The sequence below is a fragment of the Roseateles sp. P5_D6 genome (assembly GCF_054049415.1).
The window spans coordinates 256387-278068 of sequence record NZ_JBFUMK010000003.1; the positions used below are offsets into that span (position 1 = coordinate 256387).

Here is a 21682-nt window from a genome sequence, read left to right on the forward strand (position 1 = left end):
TGGCGCATGGTGCACACGCCGGCAGCGGGCTGCCGCGATCTTTATACGTTCTTTACACCGCCTACGGGAAACTGGCTCCATCCCACCCAGTTTCCCGTTCATGAGCCTTGAGACCCAACGCAGCGGCCTGGCCGCACTGACGCTCGGCGCAATCGGTGTCGTCTATGGCGACATCGGCACCAGCCCCCTCTACACGCTCAAGGAAGTATTCCTGCCCGCTACCGGCGTCACGCTGGACACCCACAACCTGGTGGGCGCGGTCTCGGTGATCGTCTGGGCGCTGATGTTCGTCGTCACGCTCAAGTACGTGATCCTGATCCTGCGCGCCGACAACCGCGGTGAAGGCGGCGCACTCGCGTTGACGGCCCTGGCCGCCCATGCCGTGCAGCAGCGGCCCAGGCTGCGCGGCGCGCTGCTGTTGCTGGGCCTGTTCGGGGCGACGCTGTTCTATGGCGACAGCGTCATCACGCCCGCGATCTCGGTGATGGGCGCCATCGAAGGCCTGGAGGTCGTGACGCCGACCTTGAAGCCCTATGTGCTGCCGATCTCGGTGGCCATCCTGGTGGGTCTGTTTCTGGTGCAACGCCATGGCACCGCAGCGGTGGGCAAGGTGTTCGGGCCGGTGATCGTGCTGTGGTTCGCCGTGCTCGGCGCCATCGGCATCGTGCACATCACCCAGCATCCCCAGATCCTGGCTGCACTCAACCCGCTGGAGGCCTGGGCCTTCCTCAGCACGCGGGGATGGCATCTGTTCGCTGCAGTCGGGGCCATCGTGCTGGCATTGACGGGTGCCGAGGCCCTCTACGCCGACATGGGCCATTTCGGCGTGAGGCCGATCCGCCTGGCCTGGACGGGGCTGGTGTTTCCCGCGCTGGCGCTCAACTACCTGGGCCAGGGCGCGCTGCTGATCGGAGACGCCACTGCCATCGAGAACCCGTTCTTCCGCCTCTTCCCCAGCGCCTTGGTGCTGCCCATGGTCGGCCTCGCTGCGATGGCCGCCGTGATCGCCTCGCAGGCCGTGATTTCCGGGGCCTACTCGATGACCAAGCAGGCCATCCTGCTCGGCTTCCTGCCGCGCCTCACCTTGCGCCATACCTCCGCCAGCGAGTCCGGGCAGATCTACGTGCCGGCGGTCAATTGGGCACTGCTGGCCGGCGTCATCGGTGCGGTGCTGATGTTTGGCAGCTCATCGGCGCTGGCGGGGGCCTACGGCATCGCGGTGACGCTGACGATGCTGATCACGACCGTGCTGACCTTCTTCGTCATTCGCGACGGCTGGAAGCTCCCCGCGCCGCTGGCGATCGGCGCCACGGTGTTCTTCCTGGCCGTGGACATGCTGCTGGTGGCCGGCTGCGCCATCAAGTTCTTCGACGGCGGATGGTTTCCACTGGCGCTGGGCCTGATGCTGTTTGTCTTGATGAGTACCTGGGCGCGCGGCCGTCAGCTGCTGATGGCTGGCCTGCGCAGCGAGGGCATCGAACTCCAGCCCTTCATTGAGAGCCTCGCCCTGGGCGAAGCCCATCGTGCACGGCGCACTGCGGTCTATGCCGTCGCCGACCCGAACCTCGTGCCGCAGGCCCTGTTGCACAACCTCAAGCACAACCAGGTCCTGCACGAAACGAACGTCATCCTGAACGTCATGTTCCACGACCGTCCGATGGTCGACGCAGCCGACCGCCTCGAATTGACGTCATTGGCGCCAGGCTTCTGGCGCGTGCTCGTCCACTACGGGTTCATGGAGGAGCCCGACGTTCCCCTGGCACTGGCGCTGTGCGAGGCCAAGGGCCTGCGCATCGAGCCCTTCGAGACCAGCTACTTCCTCAGCCGCGAGACGGTGGTGCCGACTCCCGGTGGCGGCATGGCGAACTGGCGTGAGCGCCTGTTTGCAGCATTGAGCCGCAACTCCAGCGGGGTCGCCAGGTTCTTCCGGTTGCCGGACAACGCGGTGGTCGAACTGGGCACACGCGTGCAGATATAGCCAGGCGCGTCGCGCCGTCTTGCGAACAGTTCGGCCCGCGGGGGAAGTCCGGCAGCGTCGAGGCGTCAACCACGGCAGCAACGACGTGCTCGCACTACAACCCCGGCGTTCCCTTGTCGAACGCCGGTATCCCCTCAATGGCGTGGTGAGCGGCCTCGGTGGCATAGGTCAATGCTTCCTGCTCCGTAGCCCACAGGTTGTCGGTTGTCGGGCGGTAGCTGTCATCCGTGCCAACCTGGCCAGCGGCGGCCACGTCAAGGATCGCGAAGCGTCCTTCGAAGCCGCCGCTGCGAGGCACCGCCTCCACCGTGAACCGCACACCCCGGTGAACGTCGGCGATGGCCTCACTCATGGCTTCTCCTTGGATTGAACGACGCCGTCAGTGCGGCTCAGCGTCCTGCCCCATCAACTCCGCCTTGCGCCCGGCGATGGCTTCACCCAAGGTATCCAGGTCGAGGTCGGACTTGCGGATCTTGGGGAACATCTCGCCTTCCTCTTCCTTGACGTGATGGTCGATGTACTCGCCAAGCACCTTCACCTTGGCGTCGTAGTGATCGTCATCGGGCGAGCCGGCTTCGATCTGCGCGATGAGCTCCTTGGCGCTGGCGTGCTCGATGTCGGCTTCGTCGACCAGGTCGGCGTCGTCGCCCAGCACGTCCCGCGCGGCCGGATAGAAGAGCTCTTCCTCAGCCGTGGCGTGCGCGGTCAGCATGACGCAGATCTGCAGCGCGATGGCTTGTTTCTCGCCGGCATCGCCATCGGCCTTGACAAGCTTGTCATAGGCCCGGAACAGGGACTTCACCTCCCGGTGATCGGCGGTCAGCAGATCGATCGCGTCCGGTGTCGAATCGCGTGTCGTCGGGCTGGCGGGTTTCCTGGCCGTGCTCTTGGTGGATTTGGCTGAGGTCTTCGTTGCGCTGGTGGGCATGGGAGTTCCTGCTGGCTGATGGTTTGGAAAGACTCCGGCGGGCACCGGAGCCGGTGAATTCAGAGCTTGTCTTCGGCAAGGGCGGTACGAACCGCCCTGTCGAGATCAAACCCAGGTCTCGCCGTAGTAGTCGTAGACCTTGCGACCGTAGTCGCGCGTGTATGCCGGCTCGCTGTAGCGGGCATAGCGCGGCGCGCCTTCCAGCTGCGACTTGTCGAGGTTCACCACATAGCCGTCCTTGGCGGTGTCGTACTTCAGCTTGGACCAGGGCATGGGGTAGAGATCGGTGCCCATGCCCAGGAAGCCGCCGAACTCCAGGGCGGCGTAGCGCACCTGCCCGGAGGCCTTGTCGATGACCAGGTCGTCGATGGAGCCGAGCTTGTCGCCCTGCAGGTTGTAGACCTCGGTGCCTTCAACCTTCGAGGCAGCGATGGTGGGGCCGGTGGTGTTGTCAGTGTTCATGGTGGTCTCCGTAGCTGTGTAGCGGTCGATGGCGCCGCCCTGCTTCGACGGCAAATCACGTACCCACGCGCGGTGCCTCCTGCCTCGTTGAACCGCCTTGCAGGCTTGCCAACCATGCGGCATTCCGTCCTACACATGCCACCGCTGGCTTGGCGCATGCTGCGATGCAGCAGTTGAAGTTCAGCCATGTCGAAATGCATCATGCTGATTCGCCACGCCGAGAAGCCACACGGCGAGGACGGCGGCGTGGATGAATCCGGCCGCGACGATCCCAACTCGCTCAGCGTTCAAGGCTGGCGCCGCGCCGGCGCGCTGGTTCCGTACTTCTCGGCACTGGCTGAACGTCTGCATCCGCAGGTGCTGGAGCGCCCGCAGCACATCCTTGCGGCCCGGCCAACGGCAAGGCATCCGTCGACCCGCCCCTATGACACCGTGGAAGGCCTGGCCGACCGCCTCGGGGTTGCCGTCGACGAACGCTGGTCGGACCACGATCCGGTGGACAAGCTCGCGTGGCACTTGCGGTCGCTGGATGCGCCGGTGCTGGTTTGCTGGCGGCACGACGATCTCCCCAAACTTGCCAAGGCGATCACGACAGTCGATGAAGTGCCGGAGAACTGGCCGTCCGAGCGATTCGACCTGACGTGGTCGTTTCGCTGCCAGGCGGGTCGCTGGCTGTTCCAGCAAGTGCCGCAGCTCCTGCTTGCCGGTGACCGGCTCACACCCGTCGACTGGCCGCAGAACAGAGCAAGGGCACGGCAAGCGGCTTGAGCAGGTTGCCGACGGTCTGGCCGCCATGGTGGCCCGCCTGCGGCATCAGGTGCAGCCGCTCGGGCAGCATCGGCCCTCGCGGCCGGTGGGAGCGGCATTTGCCAATCGTTGGGCCTTCCGCACCCTGCGCAAAAGCCCCTTGAGCCCAGCACCAACCGCCAGCCGCTTCCTCACCGCCGACGCTGCGAAGGCGGCGTTGACGGCACCGGCGCCTGCCATCGCCGTCCAGCTCGCCATGGTCGACTGGCGCGGCGGCAGCGCGCGGGCGCGGCCCTCGTCATCGCCCCCCAACGGAGCGGCCCGTTCACGCGAGCGCAGTTTGCGCAGCTGCGGCAAGTTCTGCTGCACAGACTGCAGGTGGAATTCGGCGTCTCCATCGACGGCGTCGAGGCCGGCCAATGCGCTGGCGCACGGGACCTCCTCTGCGCCAACGCGCAGCGCCTTGCCCGGAACATGACCGGGGGCTTCAACCGGCAGGAGATGCAAGGTGCAGAGCAACTGGAACGGCGCCTTCAAATGCCTGGCACCCGAGCAGTTGATCGAGCGGCTGCCATGGCTGGAGCGGCCGTTGGTGTTCACCAACGGCGTGTTCGACCTGCTGCATGTCGGCCACGTCAGCTGCCTGGAGGCGGCACGCCGCCAGGGCAATGTGCTGGTGGTTGCGCTGAACAGCGACGCCTCCGCCCACGACCTGGGCAAGCCGGGTGAGCGTCCCTGCTGCACGCTGCATGAGCGCGCCCACGTCATCGCGGCCCTGTCCTGCGTGAACTGGGTGACGTGGTTCGAAGAGGCCACGCCAGCGGCGCTGCTGCAGGCGGTGCGGCCCGACGTGTACGTGAAGGGCAGCGACCACGCGGCGGAACAACTGCCTGAGACACCGTTGGTGCGCGGCTGGGGCGGCCGCGTCGTCACCGTGCCCTACTTGGCCGGCCACTCGGCGGCGGCCAGACGCAGCTGATCGAGCTTGGGACGCATGCGCCGCTCCGGAAGACCGGCTCAGGGGCCGAAGGCGGTAGGGGTCGGGCCGGGAAGCGAGCAGCGAGCTTGCCCGGGGCGGTGCTCATGACCTGGCCTCCTCCTCGGCCCAGCCCTGTGCGCCGATCAATGGCACGAAGGCCACGTCGGCGAGCGCTTGCTGGTCGAAGTGGCCGTTCGCCAGGCGCCTCACCTTGACGAGGGTCTGGCCTCGGGTTTTACCGACCGGGATGACCAGGCGGCCGCCGGGCGCGAGCTGGGCCTTGAGCCCGGGCGGCACGTCCGGGCCCGATGCGGCGACAAGGATGGCATCGAAGCTCCCCCCGCCGGGCCAGCCGCCGCTGCCGTCGCCGGTGATGATCTCCACGTTGTCGTAGCCGAGCGCCGCCAGGCGCTCATGCGCACGACGGGCGAGCACTTCGCTGCGCTCGATTGCCGACACGTGCGCGGCGATGCGGCTCAGCACGGCAGCCGCATAGCCCGAGCCCGCGCCGATCTCCAGTACCGCGTCGCCCGCCTTCACTTCGGCGGCCTCGATCATCAGCGCGACGATGAAAGGCTGGGAGATGGTCTGGCCCTGGGCGATGGGCATTGCTGCGTCCTGGTAGGCGACGTCCTCAAAGCCCGCCTCGACGAAAGCCTCGCGCGGCACGGTGCGCATCGCCCGCAACACCGCGTCGGCGCGGATGCCGCGGGCGGCCAGCTGTGTGGCCACCATGCGCTCGCGCCGCTCGGCGTAATCCACGTTCATGGCGCTCAGAAATCCATCAATTCGCTGGACGTGCAGTCCCGGCCGTGCTCCTTGGAAACGTAGAGCGCCCGGTCGGCACGCTCCAGCACGGCATCCAGCGCCTCGTCCGGGCGGGCCTGCGCGACGCCAGCCGAGAAGGTGTAGGCAATGCCGGCATGCGGCTCCAGCGTGTGGCGCACCCGCTCGAGCGCGGTGCAGGCCTCCGCCATCTCGGTGCCCGGGAGCAGCAGGAGGAATTCCTCGCCGCCGATGCGGCCCATGGCCTGGCCGGATCGCAGATGGGCCTGGGTGTGATCGCAGAAGTGGCGCAGCACGGCGTCCCCGACGGCGTGGCCACGCGTGTCGTTGACTCTCTTGAAGTGGTCCAGGTCCAGCAGCGCAAGGCTCACCGGCTGGGAATGCCTGCGCGGGTCGTTCAGGGCGCTCTGAGCGAGTTTCAGGATGTGCCGGCGGTTCGGCGTGCCGGTCAAATCGTCGGTAAAAGCTGCCTGAACCGCCAGCTCGTGCGCACGTTCCAGCTCCGAAGCCATCCGCTGGTTGGCTCTCAACAGGCGCTCGCAGTCGTCCTTCTGATCGCGCAGCAACTTGCGCTGCAGATAGAGGGCGACAAACGCACCGACCTTGCTTTCCAGCACCTGAGGGTGCACCGGCTTGACCAGGAAGTCGACGGCACCGGCCTCGTAGCCACGGAAAGTCCGCGCTGCGTCGCCGCCGTCGCCCGTCAGAAAAATGATGGGAACTTCGCGGGAACGCGCCTCATCGCGCATGGACTCGGCAAGCTGGAAGCCATTGACGTCGGGCATGTTGACGTCGACCAGCGCCAGCGCAAAGTCGTGCTGCGTCAACCGTTCCACCGCCACCGCAGCGGACTCGGCGGATACCACCTCTATGCCGGGACGATCCAGGATCAGCTTCGTCGAAGCAAGGTTGTCCAGGTTGTCATCGACATGGAGGATGAAGGCAGTCTCACGAACAGGCAGCTGAAGCTCCCGGGAGGACGTTGGTCGTGGGCGGCAATTGGCGCTCCCGGTGCCACCCCTGTCAGATACTGGCGCCGTCAAGTCGACATCAGGAATCTCCGTGAACACGTCCCCGATCAGCGACGACCTGGTAGACCGCGTTCGCCACGCGCTGGCCGGTGTCGCCGACGTGCGTGAGAAGCGCATGTTCGGCAGCGCCGGCTTCATGGTGCGCGACCACCTGTGCGTGACGGCGAGGCCCGAGCGGCTGATGTGCCGCATCGACCCGGCGCTGCACGAGATGGCGCTCCAGCGTGACGGTGTCGAGACGGTGGTCATGAAGGGGCGCCCCTACCCAGGCTATGTGTTCGTCGCCTCGACGACCGTGCAAACGAAGGCGGCACTGGACTACTGGATCGAGCTGTCCCTCAAGTACAACGCGACGCTGCCTGCGGCCAGGAAAAGGCAGAGCACATCGCGGGCCAGGGCCAAGGGGGCTGGCACCACAGACGGCACGCGCTCACGTTCTTGAGTGAATGGCCGGGCGCTTGCGGCGCAGCGAAGGCCCTTCCTACACTCGGCCAGGAATTGCGAGCGGCACACGCGGTGGATGTCGTCATGATCGCGGTCCGAGCCCTTCGACCTCTCGTTTCACGCCATTCATGCCATGAAGCTCCAGCCACTGCCCCGGCCCGTCGCCATCGTCATGGCCGGCTTGATCGCCGCTACCACGCAGGCTCAACCGATCGAACCCTTCCCCGTCCATATCGAGGTGGATGCCGGTCGCTCCATGAGCGAGCTCAAGCCCATCTGGCGCTTCTTCGGCGCGGACGAGCCCAACTACGCGACCATGAAGGACGGCCGCAAGTTGATGAAGCACCTGGGCGACCTGCGGCCGGGGAGCGTGTACTTCCGCGCGCACAACCTGCTGAACACGGGTGACGGCACGCCGGCGTTCAAGTGGGGCAGCACGAATGCCTACACCGAGGACCGTGACGGCAAGCCGGTCTACGACTGGGCCGTCACCGACCGCATCATCGACAGCTACCTCGAACGCGGCGTGCGGCCCTACCTGCAGATTGGCTTCATGCCGCAGGCCTTGTCGAGCGCCAAGCCGGGCACGCCGTACCAGCACAGCTGGCGCCCCGGCTTCGCCTACGACCTGATCGCCGGCGCCTGGAACGCCCCGCCGAAGGATTACGCCAAGTGGGCCGAGCTGGTCTTCCAGTGGACCAGGCACTGCGTGGAGCGCTACGGCCGCGAGGAAGTGCTGCGCTGGTACTTCGAAGTCTGGAACGAGCCCAACGGCCCGGCCTACTGGACCGGCACGCAGGAAGAGTTCAACAAGCTGCATGACTACGCCATCGACGCCGTGCGCCGGGCACTGCCCGAGGCTCGCGTGGGTGGCCCCGACGTTGCGGGCTCCGGGGGGGCGTTCATGGACGCCTTCCTCAAGCATGTCGTCAGCGGCCGCAACCATGCGACGGGGCAGATCGGCACGCCGACCGATTTCCTCGCCTTCCACGCCAAGGGCAGCCCGCGGTTCGTCGACGGGCATGTGCGCATGGGCATGGCGCCCCAGTTGAGCGGCATCGCCAACGGCTTCCAGAAGATCGCCGCGGTGCCCGAGCTGAAGGACAAGCCCATCGTCATCGGCGAGAACGACCCCGAAGGCTGCGCCGCCTGCCCAGGCCCGCAGAACGCCTACCGCAACGGCACCATGTACTCCAGCTACACGGCGGCCAGCTACAAGCGCATCTGGCAGCTCGCCGACCGCCACCAGGTGAACCTGGAAGGCGCTCTGACCTGGGCCTTCACGTTCGAAGACCAGCCCTGGTTTGCGGGCTATCGCCAACTGGCGACGAATGGCGTTGACCTGCCGGTTCTCAACATCTTCCGCATGTTCGCCAAGCTGGGGCCAACGCAGCTGCGCGCCACCAGCGACGCCGAAGTGGCGCTGGAGGACATCGTGGCGAACGGGGTCCGCGGCCGCCCGGATGTGGGCGTGCTGGCCACCCGCACGCCCGACGGCAAGATTGCCGTGATGACCTGGCACTATCACGACGACGATGCCAGCGGCCCGGATGCGGCGGTCAGCTTGAAGCTGGCGGGCCTGGGCGGGCAGGCGACGCGGTCGGTGACGCAGTGGCGCGTCGACAAGGCCCACGCGAATGCGTTCACGGCCTGGCAGGCGATGGGCGCGCCTCAGGCGCCGGACGCGAAGCAGTACGCCCAGCTGGAAGCCGCCTCGGTGATGGCGCCGGCCGCGCTGCCGGCGCTGGCGGTGGCCAATGGCAGTGCGACGCTGAGCTTCACACTGCCACGGCAGGGTGTGTCGCTGCTCGTCATCGAGTAGGCGCAAGTACACCCGGTGAACGTCAAGCTTGCAGCACTGAAGTGGCTGGCCGGCCTGCTCGTCTGCGGCCTGCTGGCGCCGCTGGCGCTGGCCGCGGACGCGCCGCGCACCGAGACGCTGATGCTGTCGGGCACCGGCCCGGATGACGCGGTGGACTGGGACTTCGTCATCGACGGCGGGCAGCGCGCGGGCGAGCAGGCGCGCATCAAGGTGCCGTCCAACTGGCAACAGCAAGGCTTTGGCCACTACCAGTACGGCTACGACAAAGGCCCGCGGGCGGCGGACAAGGCGACCTACCGACGCCGCTTCAGCATGCCGGCCGAGTGGCAGGGCCGCACGGTCCGCGTGGTCTTCGATGCGGTGATGACCGACACCCTCGTGAAGATCAACGGCAATGTCACCGGGTCCATCCACCAGGGCGGGTTCAACCGCTTCAGCCACGACATCACCCGCTGGCTCAAGCCGGGCGAGGACAACGAGATCGAGGTGCAAGTCAGCGAAGCCTCGGCCGCCACGGCCACCGACATCGCCGAGCGCCATGGCGACTACTGGGTGTTCGGTGGCATCTACCGGCCGGTGTGGCTGGAGGCGTCGCCGCTGCAGTCCATCGCGCACGTGGCCATCAACGCCCAGGCCAGCGGCGAGCTCACGGCCGACGTGACGCTGCGGGCGCCGCGCACGGTGACCCGGCTGGCGGCCCAGGTCACCACCCGCGACGGCACGGCCGTGGGCCAACCCTTCTCCGCCGCACTTCCCACCGGCGGCGCCGGGCGCGTGCGCGTCCAGGGGCGGATCGACCAGCCGCTGCTCTGGTCCGCCGAAACGCCGCACCTGTACTTCCTGCAGCTCACGCTGTTCGAAGGCGACAAGGCCGTCCACCAGGTCACGGAGCGCTTCGGCTTCCGGACCTTCGAGGTGCGCGAGGGCCGGGGCCTGTACCTCAACGGCCAGCGCATCATGCTCAAGGGCGTGAACCGCCACAGCTTCCGCCCGGAGACGGGCCGCGCCGTGTCGCGCGCCCAGGCCTATGAGGACGCGCACCTCATTCGGTCCATGAACATGAACGCCATGCGCGTGGCCCACTACGCGCCCGAGAAGGCCTTTCTGGAGGCGGCCGACGAGCTGGGGCTGTACGTCATCAACGAGCTGAGCGGCTGGCAGAAGGCCCATGACACAGAGGTGGGCCGCAAGCTCGTGCGCGAGCTGGTGGAGCGCGACGTCAACCACCCGAGCATCCTGTTCTGGTCCAACGGCAACGAAGGCGGCTGGAACCGCGAGCTGGACGGCGACTTCGCCCTCTACGACCCGCAGGCACGGCCGCTGATTCACCCCTGGGAGGCTTTTGGCGGCATCGACACCAAGCACTACCCGCGCTACCCGGACCTGCAGCGCCGGCTGGCCGGCCCGCTGCTGGTGATGCCCACCGAGTTCCTGCACGGCCTGTTCGACGGCGGCCTGGGTGCCGGCCTGGACGACTACTGGCGAGCCATGAGCGCCTCGCCGCGCGGCGCGGGCGGCTTCCTTTGGAACCTGGCGGATGAAGGCCTCGTGCGCACCGACCAGGGCGGGCGCATCGACGTCTTCGGCAGCTACGCGCCGGACGGCATCGTCGGCCCCCGGCACGAGAAGGAGCCCAGCTACTACACGGTCAAGGAGATCTGGTCGCCGGTGCAGATCGCACCGCCAGTGCTGGACGATCAATTCAACGGCGTGCTCAAGCTGAGCAACGCGTTCGATTTCACGACGCTGGCGGCGGTGCGCTTCCAGTGGGAATGGATTCGGTTCGCCCAACCGCAGGACCGCAGCCCGGACGCCCGCGTGCTGGCCCAGGGCGACCTCGCCGGGCCGGCCGTGGCCCCGCATGCCGCGGGTGAATTGAAGCTGCCGCTGCCCGCGGCCTGGCGCGAGGCGGATGCGCTGCGCCTGACGGCAATGCAAGGCGACCAGCATCTGTGGACCTGGGTCTGGGCAGCGCCGGCCCGGCCTTCCCGCCTCGCAAGCCAGCGTGCCGGCACGCCCGCGGCGGTGAGAGAGGGCGACAGCATCCGGCTGCAGGCCGGCGCCATGTCCGCGCGCTTTGATGCCCGTACCGGCCTGCTGCTCGAACTGGCAAGGGGCGGCAAGGCGCAACCCTTGTCCAACGGGCCACGCCTGGTCGTTGCCCGGCCCAGGCAGGCCGCCGAGCCGGCATGGCTGGAGCCGGCCGCCACGGCCGACGGCGTCTACGAGTTCCCCACGCCGACGATGGCCAATGTTGCAACCATCGACCTCGGCATCACCGAGACCGATGGCTGGGCGAGCTTCAGGCTGGATCTGTCCGCCGATGGCCAGCGTTGGAAGACCGTCTTTGACGGCGCACGGGTGGCGCGCGACGGGCAGTCCTACATCTTCCCGCCGCAGGCCGTGAAGGCACTGCGCGTGACCCGCCTGGCGGGCGTGCGGCGCACGCCCTCGGTGGTGTCTCTGCGGCTGGCCTTCGAAGCAGACCGCTTCGCCGTGCCGACGGCTCAGGTCGTCGTGACCGCAGGCACCGGGCCGCAAGGCGCCTGGCTGGAAGCGCCTGGCGGCGGCGGGCTGGACCGCGTGCGCTGGACGCTCGGCGAGGACGGCGTGCTTACGCTGGACTACGGCTACCAGCTCCAAGGACCCGCGCTGTACCACGGCATCGGCTTCGATCGGCCGCTTGTTGAGGCCAGCCATCCCCGCGCGCTCATGCGCGGGCCCAGCCCGGTCTGGCAAAACCGCCTGCGCGGGCCGGCGCTGGGTGTGTACGACATCGCATCGCCCGCCGGCTATTTCGCAGACCCACGCTGGCTGCGCCTGACCTCGCCCGCCGGGGACCTCACCATCGTCAACGAAGGAGCGGGCTATCTGCAGCTGGGCGCGAGGCTGGCAGACTTCCCGACCACCAGCGTGGATTTCCCAGCCAGCGACATCGGCTTCCTGCACGCCATCCCCGCCATGGGCGCCAAGGGCCAGGCCGCTGACCTGACCGGGCCGGCGGGTGAGCCGGCCCTGGCGACGGGACGCTACGGCGGCCGGTTGCAGCTGCGGTTCTGACGGCCGCATGACGCTGCCCGGTTGCACAACGATCACAGGAGACCCATTGAACCCCCTTCACTTCATGCGGGCCGCGGCTTGCGGCCTGCTCGCCCTGGCGGCCACGGCATCATCTCAGGCGCAAGACATCGCTCTGGGCCAACGACTGTTCGACAGCAACTGCGCCATGTGCCACACCGCGACACCGGACAGGCGCGCGCTGATGGGCCCCGGCCTGCATGGCATCGTCGGCCGCAAAGTGGGTGAAGCGCAGGGCTTCGGCTACTCGGCGGCGCTGTCCACGCTGGGTGCGAAGGGCAAGGTCTGGACGAAGGTGGAACTGGACAGGTTCGTCGCCGACCCCTCGGCCTACGCACCCGGCACCACCATGCCGATCAGCATGGCGGACAAGGCACAACGCCAGGCGCTGCTGGCCTATCTCGACAAGCTTTCAGGCCCGGCGACCACGGTGGCGGTGAGCACTGCGGCCAGCAAGCCGGCGGTCCCTGGTGCAGACGTGGGCAGCTGGAGTGCTGATCGACCGGGGCGGATCCACGAGTGGAAGGTGGCCGACCTGCCCACGCCCTTCGCCACCGAAAGCGCAAGCAACGGGCCCCGCACGGTGCCACGCCCGGAAGGCACGTTGCCGTTGGTTCCCGAGGGCTTCAAGGTCAGCTTGTGGGCCAGGGACCCTGATCGCGGCCGCGTCATGGTCAAGGCACCCAACGGGGACATCTTCATCTCGTCCACGACGAAACGGCTGGTCAAGGTGTTCCGGTCGTCCACGGGCGAGACCGCCGATGTGGTGAGCACCTTTGCGTCGGGCATGGACCGCCCCTTCGGCCTGGCTTTCTGGCCGACAGGCTCCGACCCGCGGTACCTCTACGTGGCCTTCGTCAATTCCGTCGTCCGATATCCGTACCGCAACGGCGACCTTGTGGCCGGCGGTGAGCCCGAAGTGGTCGTTCCCAAGCTGTCCCAGGCCGTCGGCGCGCACTCGTCCCGGACGCTGGTGTTCTCTGCCGACGGACGCACGATGTTCCTGTCCATCGGCTCGGCGACCAACGTCGCCGAGGGCATCGGCAAGACGCCTCCCGAGCCGCTTGCCGGCTGGGAAGCCAGGCACGGCCTGGGTGCAGCCTGGGGTGAGGAGGAAGGCCGCGCCGTGGTGCTGGCGTTCGATGCCGATGGCAAGAACCGGCGCACCTATGCCGCGGGGCTGCGCAACTGCGTCGGCATGTACCTCTACCCACGCACCGGGAACCTGCTGTGCAGCGTCAACGAGCGCGATCTGCTGGGCGACAACCTGCCGCCGGACTACCTGACCCGGGTGAAGGAAGGCGCCTTCTATGGCTGGCCCTGGTTCTACATCGGCGCTCATGAAGACCCCCGTCTCGCCGGCCATCGACCCGACCTTCGCGACAAGGTGACAGCGCCCGATCTGCTGCTGACGGCACACGCAGCGCCACTGGGCATGGTCATGTACGAGGCGCCGCCGGCCGCCCCTGCGGCGTTCGCGAAGGCCTACGACGGCGACCTGTTCGTCGCCTTTCACGGCTCCTGGAACCGGCAGACGCGCACGGGTTCGAAAGTGGTCCGGGTGTTCATGAAGGAGGGCGTGCCGACGGGCCGCTATCAGGACTTCGTGACGGGTTTCGTCGCCAGCGACACCGAAGTCTGGGGCCGGCCCAGCTCGGTCGCCGTGCAGAAGGACGGCTCGCTGCTCGTGGATGACGATGTGACCGGCGAGATCTGGCGCGTCGCTCCGAAATGAATGTTCCAGGCTGACCGACGACGCGTTGCCCGTTGCCCTGCACGCCCCCTAGATTGGCAACTGCCCGGGGCGTCCCACCGGACCGGAAACATGTTCTCCTTGCCGGCGGACCGTTCACCCGATTCCGTTGTCAGGTTTTTCGTCTCCGTCAGCCAAGGAACATCATGACTCGCTCACGAACGTTGCTCAGCGCGCTTCTTTGCGCTTGCGCGGTTTTGCCGTTTGGCGCGGCGCATGCGCTCGGCGTCGTCACCTATGTGGGTCACGCGGCCGCTGACAATTTCAATCCGCTCAATCGCCTGAATGACATCGACCACGGGACGACCTTTGCGCCTGCAAGCTACGGGGTGAACGTGGATGGCAACGTCGCCACCTCGATCACCGATTCAGCCCAGGGGGGCTCGGCTTATGCCTATTCCCTCTCCGTGGCTGCGTACTCGCCCGTCCTCGGATTCACCGTCGGCGGTGGTGCTGGAGCGACCACGACGATTCATTACCAGGTCATGCTGAGCGGCCCGGCCGCGGCAACGGTAGTGCCGGTGCACGTCCTCGCCCACGGCTTGGTCGACGGCGAAGGAAGTACGCAGGCATCGGCCTCCTTCTCCGTGAACTACGACAGCGGCGGCGCTGGCGCGATTTTGCTCGCCGGCATCAACCTCAACGGAGTGAGTGGCAACAGCTTCTCGTTCGATCAGGTCACCAACTTCAAGGTCAATGCCGTCTTTGATGTCTACCTCCGTGCCGATTCCGGCTCGGGCGGCCCCGGCGGGCCGGCAGGCTGGTCGAAGGCCTTCGTTGACCCTTCGTTCACGATCGACGACCCGGCGCTGGCCGCGCTCTACCACTTCGAAGGCATTCCTAGCGCCGTGCCTGAGTCGGCGACCTGGGCGCTCACGATGTTGGGGCTGGGCGTGGTTCTCGGCGTGCGGCGCCGGCGGACTGCGCTCGTGCCAGTGCCCGAATCGCAATGATTGGTTAACTGGCCCCAGTAGGCGGCCGCGCCATGCGCCTCAAATGGTCGCTCCGCTAGACTGACGACCATGCGCCACGGCCTGACGACCTTCCTGCTGATGCTGTGCATGTGCTGGCAAGCGCTGGCCCATGCAGGCGTTGCCGTGGGGATGGCGGGCCAGGAAGAGCAGCAGCATGCGTTGATGCACCTCGAGGGCCAGGGGCATCATCACGATGGTCACGGCGACGCCAGCGGCGTCCACGAGGACCAGTCGCTCGCCTCGGCCCATCATCTGGCCAGCGACTGCGGTTTGCATTCACCGGTCCTGATGACCCGTGTTGACCTGCACTTGCCACAACTGCCGCCGGCGATGCCGGTGCAGACCGCGGCGACGCCCCCTCCACCGCCCTGCCTTGCCGGCCCCGAGCGGCCACCCAAAGCCCAGTCCTGATCCCGCCCGCGACCCGCGCGTGCTGACGCGCGGCCGTCTGTCGCTCTGGCGGTGACCTCTTGCGCATGACCAGCCCTGGGCTGGCCCCATGCGGGTCGCCGCCGCTTTCGCATCAGGACCCTCGTGAAAATCCCTCCATGGTTGGCGCCATGGCTCGCCGGCAGCGCCCTTGCTGCCAGCGCGCTCGCCTGTGCCGCCCAACCCCTATCGAATTCCGCAGCGCTCGCGGCCAGCCGCCCCAGCCTGGCCCAGGCGATTGACGCCGCCTGGCAGCGCTCCGCCGAGGTGACGCAGTCGCAAGGCCAGCAGCGCCAGGCTCGCGCCGAGCAGGCCGTCGCCGCCAGCTGGCTCGCCGCGCCGCCAGCGCTGCAGCTGTCCCAGCGTGAAGGCCGCGGCAATGGCGCCAGCGGCCAGCGCGAAACCGAGGTCGGCATCGCCCTGCCGCTGTGGCGCATCGGCGCCCGCGCAACCGCCGGCCAGGCCGCCCAAGCCGGCCTCGACTGGAGTGCCGCCGCCGAGCGGGCCGCCCGCCTGCACGTGGCCGGCCAGGTGCGCGAAGCCCTTGGCCAGCTGAGCGGCCTGGAGGCGGAGCAGCGCCTGGCCGCGCTGCAAGGCCAGTTGCTCGGTCGCCTGGCCGAAGACGTCGACCGCCGCGTCAAGGCCGGCGACCTCGCGCCTGCCGACGCGATGGCGGCCCGGGCCGAGTGGCTGTCCAGCCAGGCTCTGGAAGCCGAGGCTGCGCAGAAGCTGCGCGCCCAGCAGACGCAATGGCAATTGCTGACAGGCCTCGCCGTCGCCGCGCAGTCCGAGCCCCCGCCTGCAGGGGCGACCTTCAACCTGGATGAGGCCCACCCCGAACTGCAGCTCACCACACGTGCCGTCGAGCGTGCCCAGCGCCAGCTCGCCCTGGCACAGGCCCAGCGCGGCGATGGCCCCGAGCTGGGCGTCAACCTGCGCCAGGAACGCCCCGGCCAGGGCAACCCGGCACTGAACGGCATTGGCGTCGCGCTGCGCCTGCCTTTTGCTGCATTTGGCACCGAGACGCACGCCCAGCCGCGCATCGCCAGCGCACTGTCCGAGGTCGACATGGCCCTGACCCAGCAGCAGCGCAGCCGCGACCGCCTCGCGGCCGAGCTGGAGCTGGCACGCAGCCAGCTGCAAGGTGCTCAAGCCCAGGCCCGCCTCGAAACGCAGCGCGCCACGCTGCTGCGCGAGCGGGCGGGCCACATCGACAAGGCTTTCAAGGCGGGCGAATCGCCGCTGCCCGAACTGCTGCGGGCGCTGAGCGCCGCCGCGCAGGCCGAGGCCGCCAGTGAACGCCAGCAAGCCCATCTGCGCCTGGCCCAGGCGCGACTCCAACAAGCCCAAGGATTGCTTCCATGACCTCCCTTTCCCTGCTGCGCGCCCTCGGCGCCGCTGCGCTGGCCGTGAGCCTGGGCGCTGCGGCCGGCCCCGGCGCCCACGGACCCAACGGCGAACATCTCGACGGCCCGGCCGCCACCACCGCGCCTGCCGGCAGCCGCCCGCGCATCGAAGCCAGGAGCGAGCAGTTCGAGCTGGTCGCCACGCTCGCCGGCGGCGAGTTCTCGATGCTGATCGATCGCTTCGCGACCAACGAGCCGGTGCTCAAGGCGCAGGTCGAAATCGAGTCCGGCGGCCTCAAGGCCAAGGCTCCCTTCCATGACGACATCGGCGACTACGCAGTCGCCGACGAGGCGATGCTGAAGCTGCTCGGCAAGCCCGGTGACCACGCCATCGTCATCACCGTCATCCACGGCAACGAGTCGGACCTGCTGGACGCGACCCTCAAGGTCACCACCGACCAAGCCCAGGCCGCGGCGCAGGCGCCGCACGCGCACGAGCCCGGCGATGACCACGGGCACGACCACGCCAGCGGCTCACGCAAGCTGTGGACATGGATGGGCGTCATCGCGGCGGTGCTGATCGCCGTGGCCGCATGGCGCCGCCGCTCCGGCGCCAAGACGGGGACCGGAGGCCAGGCATGAAGCGCCCGCTGCTGACCCTTGGACTGCTGCTGGCCGCCACGGCTGGCCTGGCCGGCCCCGGCGCCCATGGGCCGAATGGCGAACACCTCGACCAGGACGGCCCGATCAGCGCCTCTGGCCTCGTGCGCCTGCCCGACGGCAGTGTCAACGTCCCCAAGCTGGCCCAGCGCCGCTTGGGGCTGCGCACGCAGATCGCACCCGAGACCGAAGCCGCCGCGACGCTGGAGCTGCCCGGCCGTGTGGTGCAGGACCCCAACGCCAGTGGCCGCGTACAGGCCAGCCATGGCGGCCGTATCGAGCCCGGGCCCAGAGGCCTGCCAGTGCCCGGCCAGGCCGTGCGACAGGGCGAGGTGCTCGCCTGGCTGCACCACCACGCCGAGCCTTTCGCTCAGGCCAACCAGGAGGCCCAGCGCGCCGAGTTGCGCGCCGGCCGCCAGCTCGCCGAGCAGCGCCTGAAGCGGCTGGAAGGGCTGGAGGGCACGGTGCCGCGCAAGGAGATCGAGGCGGCGCGGCTGGAGGCCGAGTCCCTGGCCGCCCGCGAGCGCAGCATCGCCGCGAGCCTCGACCAACGCGAGCCGCTGCGCGCGCCGGTGTCGGGCGTCATCGCCCGCTCCGAGCTGATGGCCGGCCAGGTCATCGACGCACGTGACGTGCTCATCGACATCGTCGACCCGGCACGGCTGATGGTCGAGGCACAGACGCCCGACGTGACGCTGGGCCAGCGCATTGCCGGCGCCGAGCTGGCGGATATCACCGGCGTGAAGCTGCAGCTCGCTGGCGTGCCCCGTGCACTGCGCGACGGCAGCTTGCCGCTGAGCTTCCGCGCCCAGGCGGACAAGACCGGGGAAGCGACATCGCTCGCCGTCGGCCAGACGGTCGGGGTGATCGTCTCGATGAAGGACAAGGTCAAGGGTGTCGTGCTGCCGGCCGAGGCCGTCGTGCGCAGCCCGGTCAACGAGACCGTCGTCTGGATCAAGACCGGCGCCGAGCGCTACATGCCTCAGCCAGTGCAGGTGAAGCCGCTGGACGCCAAAACCGTGCTCGTCACGCGAGGCCTTGCGGCGGACAACCGCGTCGTCGTCGTGGGCGCGGCGCTCATCGCGCAGATCCGCTGAAGGGCCGGCCATGTTCAACTGGATCGTCCACACCAGCCTGCGCAACCGGCTCTTCGTTCTGGCCATTGCCGCACTGCTGATGGCCTACGGCGGCTTCACCGCCTGGCGCACGCCGGTCGATGTTTTTCCCGACCTGAACAAACCCCTGGTCACCGTGCTGACCGAGGCCGGCGGCATGGCGCCCGAGGAGGTGGAGCAGCTCGTCAGCTTCCCCATCGAGACGGCGCTGAACGGCATGCCGGGCATCACACGCGTCCGCTCGACGTCGGGCGTGGGCCTGTCACTCGTCTACGCCGAGTTCGACTGGGGCACCGATGTCTACCGCAACCGCCAGCAGGTGGCCGAGCGGCTGGCGCAACTGCGCGGCCAGCTGCCGGGCGACATCGCGCCGGTCATGGGCCCTGTCTCGTCCATCATGGGCGAGGTCATGCTGATCGCGTTGCCGCTGGGCGCCGGACAGGCGACGCCGATGCAGGCACGCGAGTACGCGGACTTCGTGTTGCGGCCTCGGCTGCTGGCCATCCACGGCGTGGCCCAGGTCATTCCCATCGGTGGCGAAGTGCGCACGCTGCGCGTCGAGCCCGACACGGTGCGCATGGCCCAGCTCGGCGTGTCGCTGACGCAGGTGGAGCAGGCGCTGCGCGGCTTTGCGAGCAACGCGGGTGGCGGCTTCGTCGACCTGAACAGCCGCGAGTACCTGATTCGTCACCTCGGCCGCACCCATCGCATCGAGGACCTGCAGGGCATCGCCGTCGCCTGGAAGGACGGCCGCGCCATCCTGCTGGAGCAGGTAGCCAACGCGCGCTTCGCCGCCGGCTTCAAGCGCGGCGACGCCGGCTACAAGGGCGCACCGGCCGTCATCGTCAGCGTGCAGAAGCAGCCGGACGCCGACACGGTGCAGCTGACCAAGCAGATCGAGACGGCCCTGGGCGAGCTCGAGCCCGGCCTGCCCAAGGGCCTGAGCGCGCCCAAGGTCCTGTTCCGCCAGGCCGACTTCATCGAGGCCTCGATCAGCAACGTCACCGGCGCGCTGCGCGACGGCGCCATCATGGTGGCCATCGTGCTGTTCGCCTTCCTGCTGTCGGTGCGCACGACGTTGATCTCGCTGATCGCGATCCCGCTGTCGCTGGCGGTGACGGCACTCGTGTTCCGCCTGCTCGACCAATCCATCAACGTGATGACGCTCGGCGGCCTGGCGATCGCCATCGGCGAGCTGGTGGATGACGCGGTGGTGGACGTCGAGAACATCCAGCGCCGCCTGCGCGAGAACCGGGCGCTGGCCCACCCGAAGCCGGTGCTGGAGGTCGTGCGGGCCGCCAGCGTCGAAGTGCGCACCGGCATCGTCTACGCGACGCTGATCGTCGTGCTCGTCTTCGTGCCGCTGTTCGCGCTGCCGGGCATCGAGGGGCGGTTGTTCACGCCGCTGGGCATTGCCTACATCGTGTCCATCCTCGCTTCGATGCTCGTGTCCATGACGGTCACGCCGGTGCTGAGCGCCTTCCTGCTGCCCCGCATGAAACGGCTGGCGCACGGCGACAGCCCGCTGGTCGCGCGGCTCAAGCGCTGGGACGAGCGCGTGCTGACGTGGTCCTTCCCGCGCGCGCAGCTGCTGATCGTCTCGGCGGCAATCGCCGTGGCTGCCGCCGCGGCCAGCGTGCCGTTCTTTCCGCGCGCCTTCCTGCCGGCCTTCAACGAGGGCTCCCTGGTGTTGTCGCTGATGTTCAACCCCGGCACGTCGCTGGCCGAGGCCAACCGCATGGGCGCGCTGGCCGAGAGGCTGATCGGCCAGGTGCCCGAGGTGACCCAGGTCGGCCGCCGCAYCGGACGCGCCGAACTGGACGAGCATGCCGAGGGCGTGCACTCGTCCGAGATCGACGTGGACCTGCGGCGCGGCGGCAAGCCCGTCGACCGCGACGCGGTGATGGCCAGCATGCGCGCCCAGCTCGCGTCGCTGCCCGCCCAGGTCGCCATCGGCCAACCCATCTCGCACCGGCTGGACCATCTGCTGTCGGGCGTACGGGCGCAGATCGCCGTGAAGATCTATGGCGACGACACCGACACGCTGCGCGGCCTGGCCGAGCAGATGCGGGCGGGGCTGAGCAGCGTGCCGGGCCTGGTGGACCTCACCGTCGAAAAGCAGGTGCTGATCCCGCAAATCGCCGTGCGGCTGGATCAGCGCAAGGTCGCCCAGGCCGGGCTGTCGCCGGGCGAAGCCGTGCGCGTACTGCAAGCCCTGACGGACGGTGCCCACGGAGCGCAGATCGTCGACGGCCAGCGCCGCTACGACCTGGTGCTGCGCTTGCCTGACGACCAGCGTGGCCCGCAGGACCTCGCGCGCACGCTGATCGACACGCCCGCCGGGCGGTTGCCGCTGTCCAGCATCGCCACCGTGGAAGAGTCCGACGGACCCAACCAGATCGGCCGCGAGAACGGCCGCCGGCGCATCGTCGTCTACGCCAACACGGACGGCCGCGACATGGGCCGCGTCATCGGCGACATCCGCCAGGTCATCGCCAAGACGGCGCTGCCCACCGGCGCATTTGTCAGCCTGGAGGGCCAGTTCCAGGCCCAGGAGCAGGCCACGCAGCTCATCATCGGCCTGTCGCTGGTGTCGCTGGCGATGATGTTCCTCGTGCTCTACACGCGCTACCGCTCGGCGGTGCTGGCAGGCATCATCATGGCCAACATCCCGCTGGCACTGGTCGGCGCCGTCATCGCGATGTGGCTGGCCGGCGTGACGCTGTCGGTGGCAACCATGGTGGGCTTCATCACGCTGGCCGGCATTACCACGCGCAACGGCATCCTCAAGGTCAGCCACTACATCAACCTGTGCCGCTTCGAGGGCGAGCACTTCGGCCAGCCCATGATCGTGCGCGGTTCTCTGGAGCGGCTGACGCCGGTGCTGATGACGGCCCTCGTCGCTGCTTTCGCGCTGACGCCGCTGCTGCTGGCCGGCGACGAGCCGGGCAAGGAGATCCTGCACCCCGTGGCCGTCGTCATCTTCGGTGGCCTGGTCAGCTCGACGCTGCTGGACACGGTGCTGACGCCGGTCATCTTCTGGCTGGTGGGTGAGCGCCCCTTGATGCGGCTGTTGCGGGATGAAGAGCCCTCGGCGGGCGCGCAGGAGGCTTTCTAGACGTTGATCGAGGCCATGCGGCGCCGCACACT

At 68.5% G+C, this 21682-nt stretch carries 19 protein-coding genes; 13 read left to right on the plus strand and 6 right to left on the minus strand.

The annotated features are described in order from the left end of the window. Positions 1-100 precede the first annotated feature (100 nt). Positions 101-1978 carry a potassium transporter Kup gene (locus ACXJKM_RS05230; RefSeq protein ID WP_457350750.1) on the plus strand — a complete coding sequence of 626 codons (1878 nt, stop codon included), beginning with the start codon at positions 101-103 and terminating at the stop codon, positions 1976-1978. A gap of 94 nt (positions 1979-2072) precedes the next feature. Here the strand turns inward: ACXJKM_RS05230 and ACXJKM_RS05235 are convergent, their stop codons facing one another. The 3 genes from ACXJKM_RS05235 to ACXJKM_RS05245 form a co-directional block, all read right to left on the minus strand. Continuing rightward, positions 2073-2330, minus strand: a complete 258-nt coding sequence (locus ACXJKM_RS05235) for a hypothetical protein (protein ID WP_457350752.1) — start codon at positions 2328-2330, stop codon at positions 2073-2075. Positions 2331-2357: 27 nt separating this feature from the next. Next, entirely contained in the window at positions 2358-2906 is a 549-nt protein-coding gene (locus ACXJKM_RS05240) for a hemerythrin domain-containing protein (RefSeq protein WP_457350754.1), read from the minus strand. A gap of 105 nt (positions 2907-3011) precedes the next feature. After that, complete coding sequence (locus ACXJKM_RS05245) at positions 3012-3368, minus strand: PRC-barrel domain-containing protein (protein ID WP_056201253.1); 357 nt, start codon at positions 3366-3368, stop codon at positions 3012-3014. A 186-nt stretch (positions 3369-3554) separates the two neighbouring features. Here ACXJKM_RS05245 and ACXJKM_RS05250 point away from each other — a divergent pair, with 186 nt between their 5' ends. Beyond that, entirely contained in the window at positions 3555-4136 is a 582-nt protein-coding gene (locus tag ACXJKM_RS05250; protein WP_457350756.1) for a histidine phosphatase family protein, read from the plus strand. 45 nt (positions 4137-4181) lie between these two features. Here ACXJKM_RS05250 and ACXJKM_RS05255 read toward each other — a convergent pair whose 3' ends face one another. Then, positions 4182-4622 carry a hypothetical protein gene (locus ACXJKM_RS05255; RefSeq protein ID WP_457350758.1) on the minus strand — a complete coding sequence of 147 codons (441 nt, stop codon included), beginning with the start codon at positions 4620-4622 and terminating at the stop codon, positions 4182-4184. A gap of 1 nt (position 4623) precedes the next feature. Here ACXJKM_RS05255 and ACXJKM_RS05260 point away from each other — a divergent pair, with 1 nt between their 5' ends. Next, positions 4624-5094, plus strand: a complete 471-nt coding sequence (locus ACXJKM_RS05260; protein WP_457350760.1) for an adenylyltransferase/cytidyltransferase family protein — start codon at positions 4624-4626, stop codon at positions 5092-5094. Between the two features lie 102 nt (positions 5095-5196). Here ACXJKM_RS05260 and ACXJKM_RS05265 read toward each other — a convergent pair whose 3' ends face one another. Together ACXJKM_RS05265 and ACXJKM_RS05270 are read right to left on the minus strand one after the other, a co-directional pair. Next, positions 5197-5862: a protein-L-isoaspartate(D-aspartate) O-methyltransferase gene (locus ACXJKM_RS05265; protein ID WP_056199892.1), complete on the minus strand. Its 666-nt coding sequence runs from the start codon at positions 5860-5862 to the stop codon at positions 5197-5199. 5 nt (positions 5863-5867) lie between these two features. Beyond that, positions 5868-6950: a GGDEF domain-containing response regulator gene (locus tag ACXJKM_RS05270; protein ID WP_162247815.1), complete on the minus strand. Its 1083-nt coding sequence runs from the start codon at positions 6948-6950 to the stop codon at positions 5868-5870. On the opposite strand from ACXJKM_RS05270, the gene ACXJKM_RS05275 reads away from it, so the two are divergent. The 10 genes from ACXJKM_RS05275 (at position 6943) to ACXJKM_RS05320 (ending at position 21650) form a co-directional block, all read left to right on the plus strand. Continuing rightward, the gene (locus tag ACXJKM_RS05275; RefSeq protein ID WP_457350762.1) at positions 6943-7353 is read left to right on the plus strand and encodes a TfoX/Sxy family protein; all 411 of its coding nucleotides are present in this window, start codon (positions 6943-6945) and stop codon (positions 7351-7353) included. The genes ACXJKM_RS05270 and ACXJKM_RS05275 overlap by 8 nt on opposite strands. Before the next feature lie 135 nt (positions 7354-7488). After that, entirely contained in the window at positions 7489-9177 is a 1689-nt protein-coding gene (locus ACXJKM_RS05280; RefSeq protein WP_457350764.1) for a GH39 family glycosyl hydrolase, read from the plus strand. A 15-nt stretch (positions 9178-9192) separates the two neighbouring features. Continuing rightward, complete coding sequence (locus ACXJKM_RS05285) at positions 9193-12237, plus strand: glycoside hydrolase family 2 TIM barrel-domain containing protein (RefSeq protein ID WP_457350766.1); 3045 nt, start codon at positions 9193-9195, stop codon at positions 12235-12237. A 46-nt stretch (positions 12238-12283) separates the two neighbouring features. Further along, positions 12284-13990 (plus strand): PQQ-dependent sugar dehydrogenase, encoded by a 1707-nt coding sequence (locus tag ACXJKM_RS05290; RefSeq protein WP_457350768.1) that lies wholly within the window; start codon positions 12284-12286, stop codon positions 13988-13990. Positions 13991-14154: 164 nt separating this feature from the next. Next, positions 14155-14961 carry a PEP-CTERM sorting domain-containing protein gene (locus ACXJKM_RS05295; protein WP_082532801.1) on the plus strand — a complete coding sequence of 269 codons (807 nt, stop codon included), beginning with the start codon at positions 14155-14157 and terminating at the stop codon, positions 14959-14961. Between the two features lie 69 nt (positions 14962-15030). After that, on the plus strand, positions 15031-15393 hold the full coding sequence (locus tag ACXJKM_RS05300; protein ID WP_457350770.1) for a hypothetical protein: 363 nt from the start codon (positions 15031-15033) through the stop codon (positions 15391-15393). A 123-nt stretch (positions 15394-15516) separates the two neighbouring features. After that, on the plus strand, positions 15517-16776 hold the full coding sequence (locus ACXJKM_RS05305) for a TolC family protein (protein WP_457350771.1): 1260 nt from the start codon (positions 15517-15519) through the stop codon (positions 16774-16776). After that, a complete protein-coding gene (locus ACXJKM_RS05310) occupies positions 16773-17399 on the plus strand; it encodes a hypothetical protein (protein WP_457350773.1) in 627 nt (208 codons plus the stop codon). Before ACXJKM_RS05305 ends, ACXJKM_RS05310 begins: the two co-directional genes overlap by 4 nt. Continuing rightward, positions 17396-18514: an efflux RND transporter periplasmic adaptor subunit gene (locus tag ACXJKM_RS05315; RefSeq protein ID WP_457350775.1), complete on the plus strand. Its 1119-nt coding sequence runs from the start codon at positions 17396-17398 to the stop codon at positions 18512-18514. Before ACXJKM_RS05310 ends, ACXJKM_RS05315 begins: the two co-directional genes overlap by 4 nt. Before the next feature lie 10 nt (positions 18515-18524). Then, complete coding sequence (locus tag ACXJKM_RS05320) at positions 18525-21650, plus strand: efflux RND transporter permease subunit (RefSeq protein WP_457350777.1); 3126 nt, start codon at positions 18525-18527, stop codon at positions 21648-21650. Positions 21651-21682: the final 32 nt, after the last annotated feature.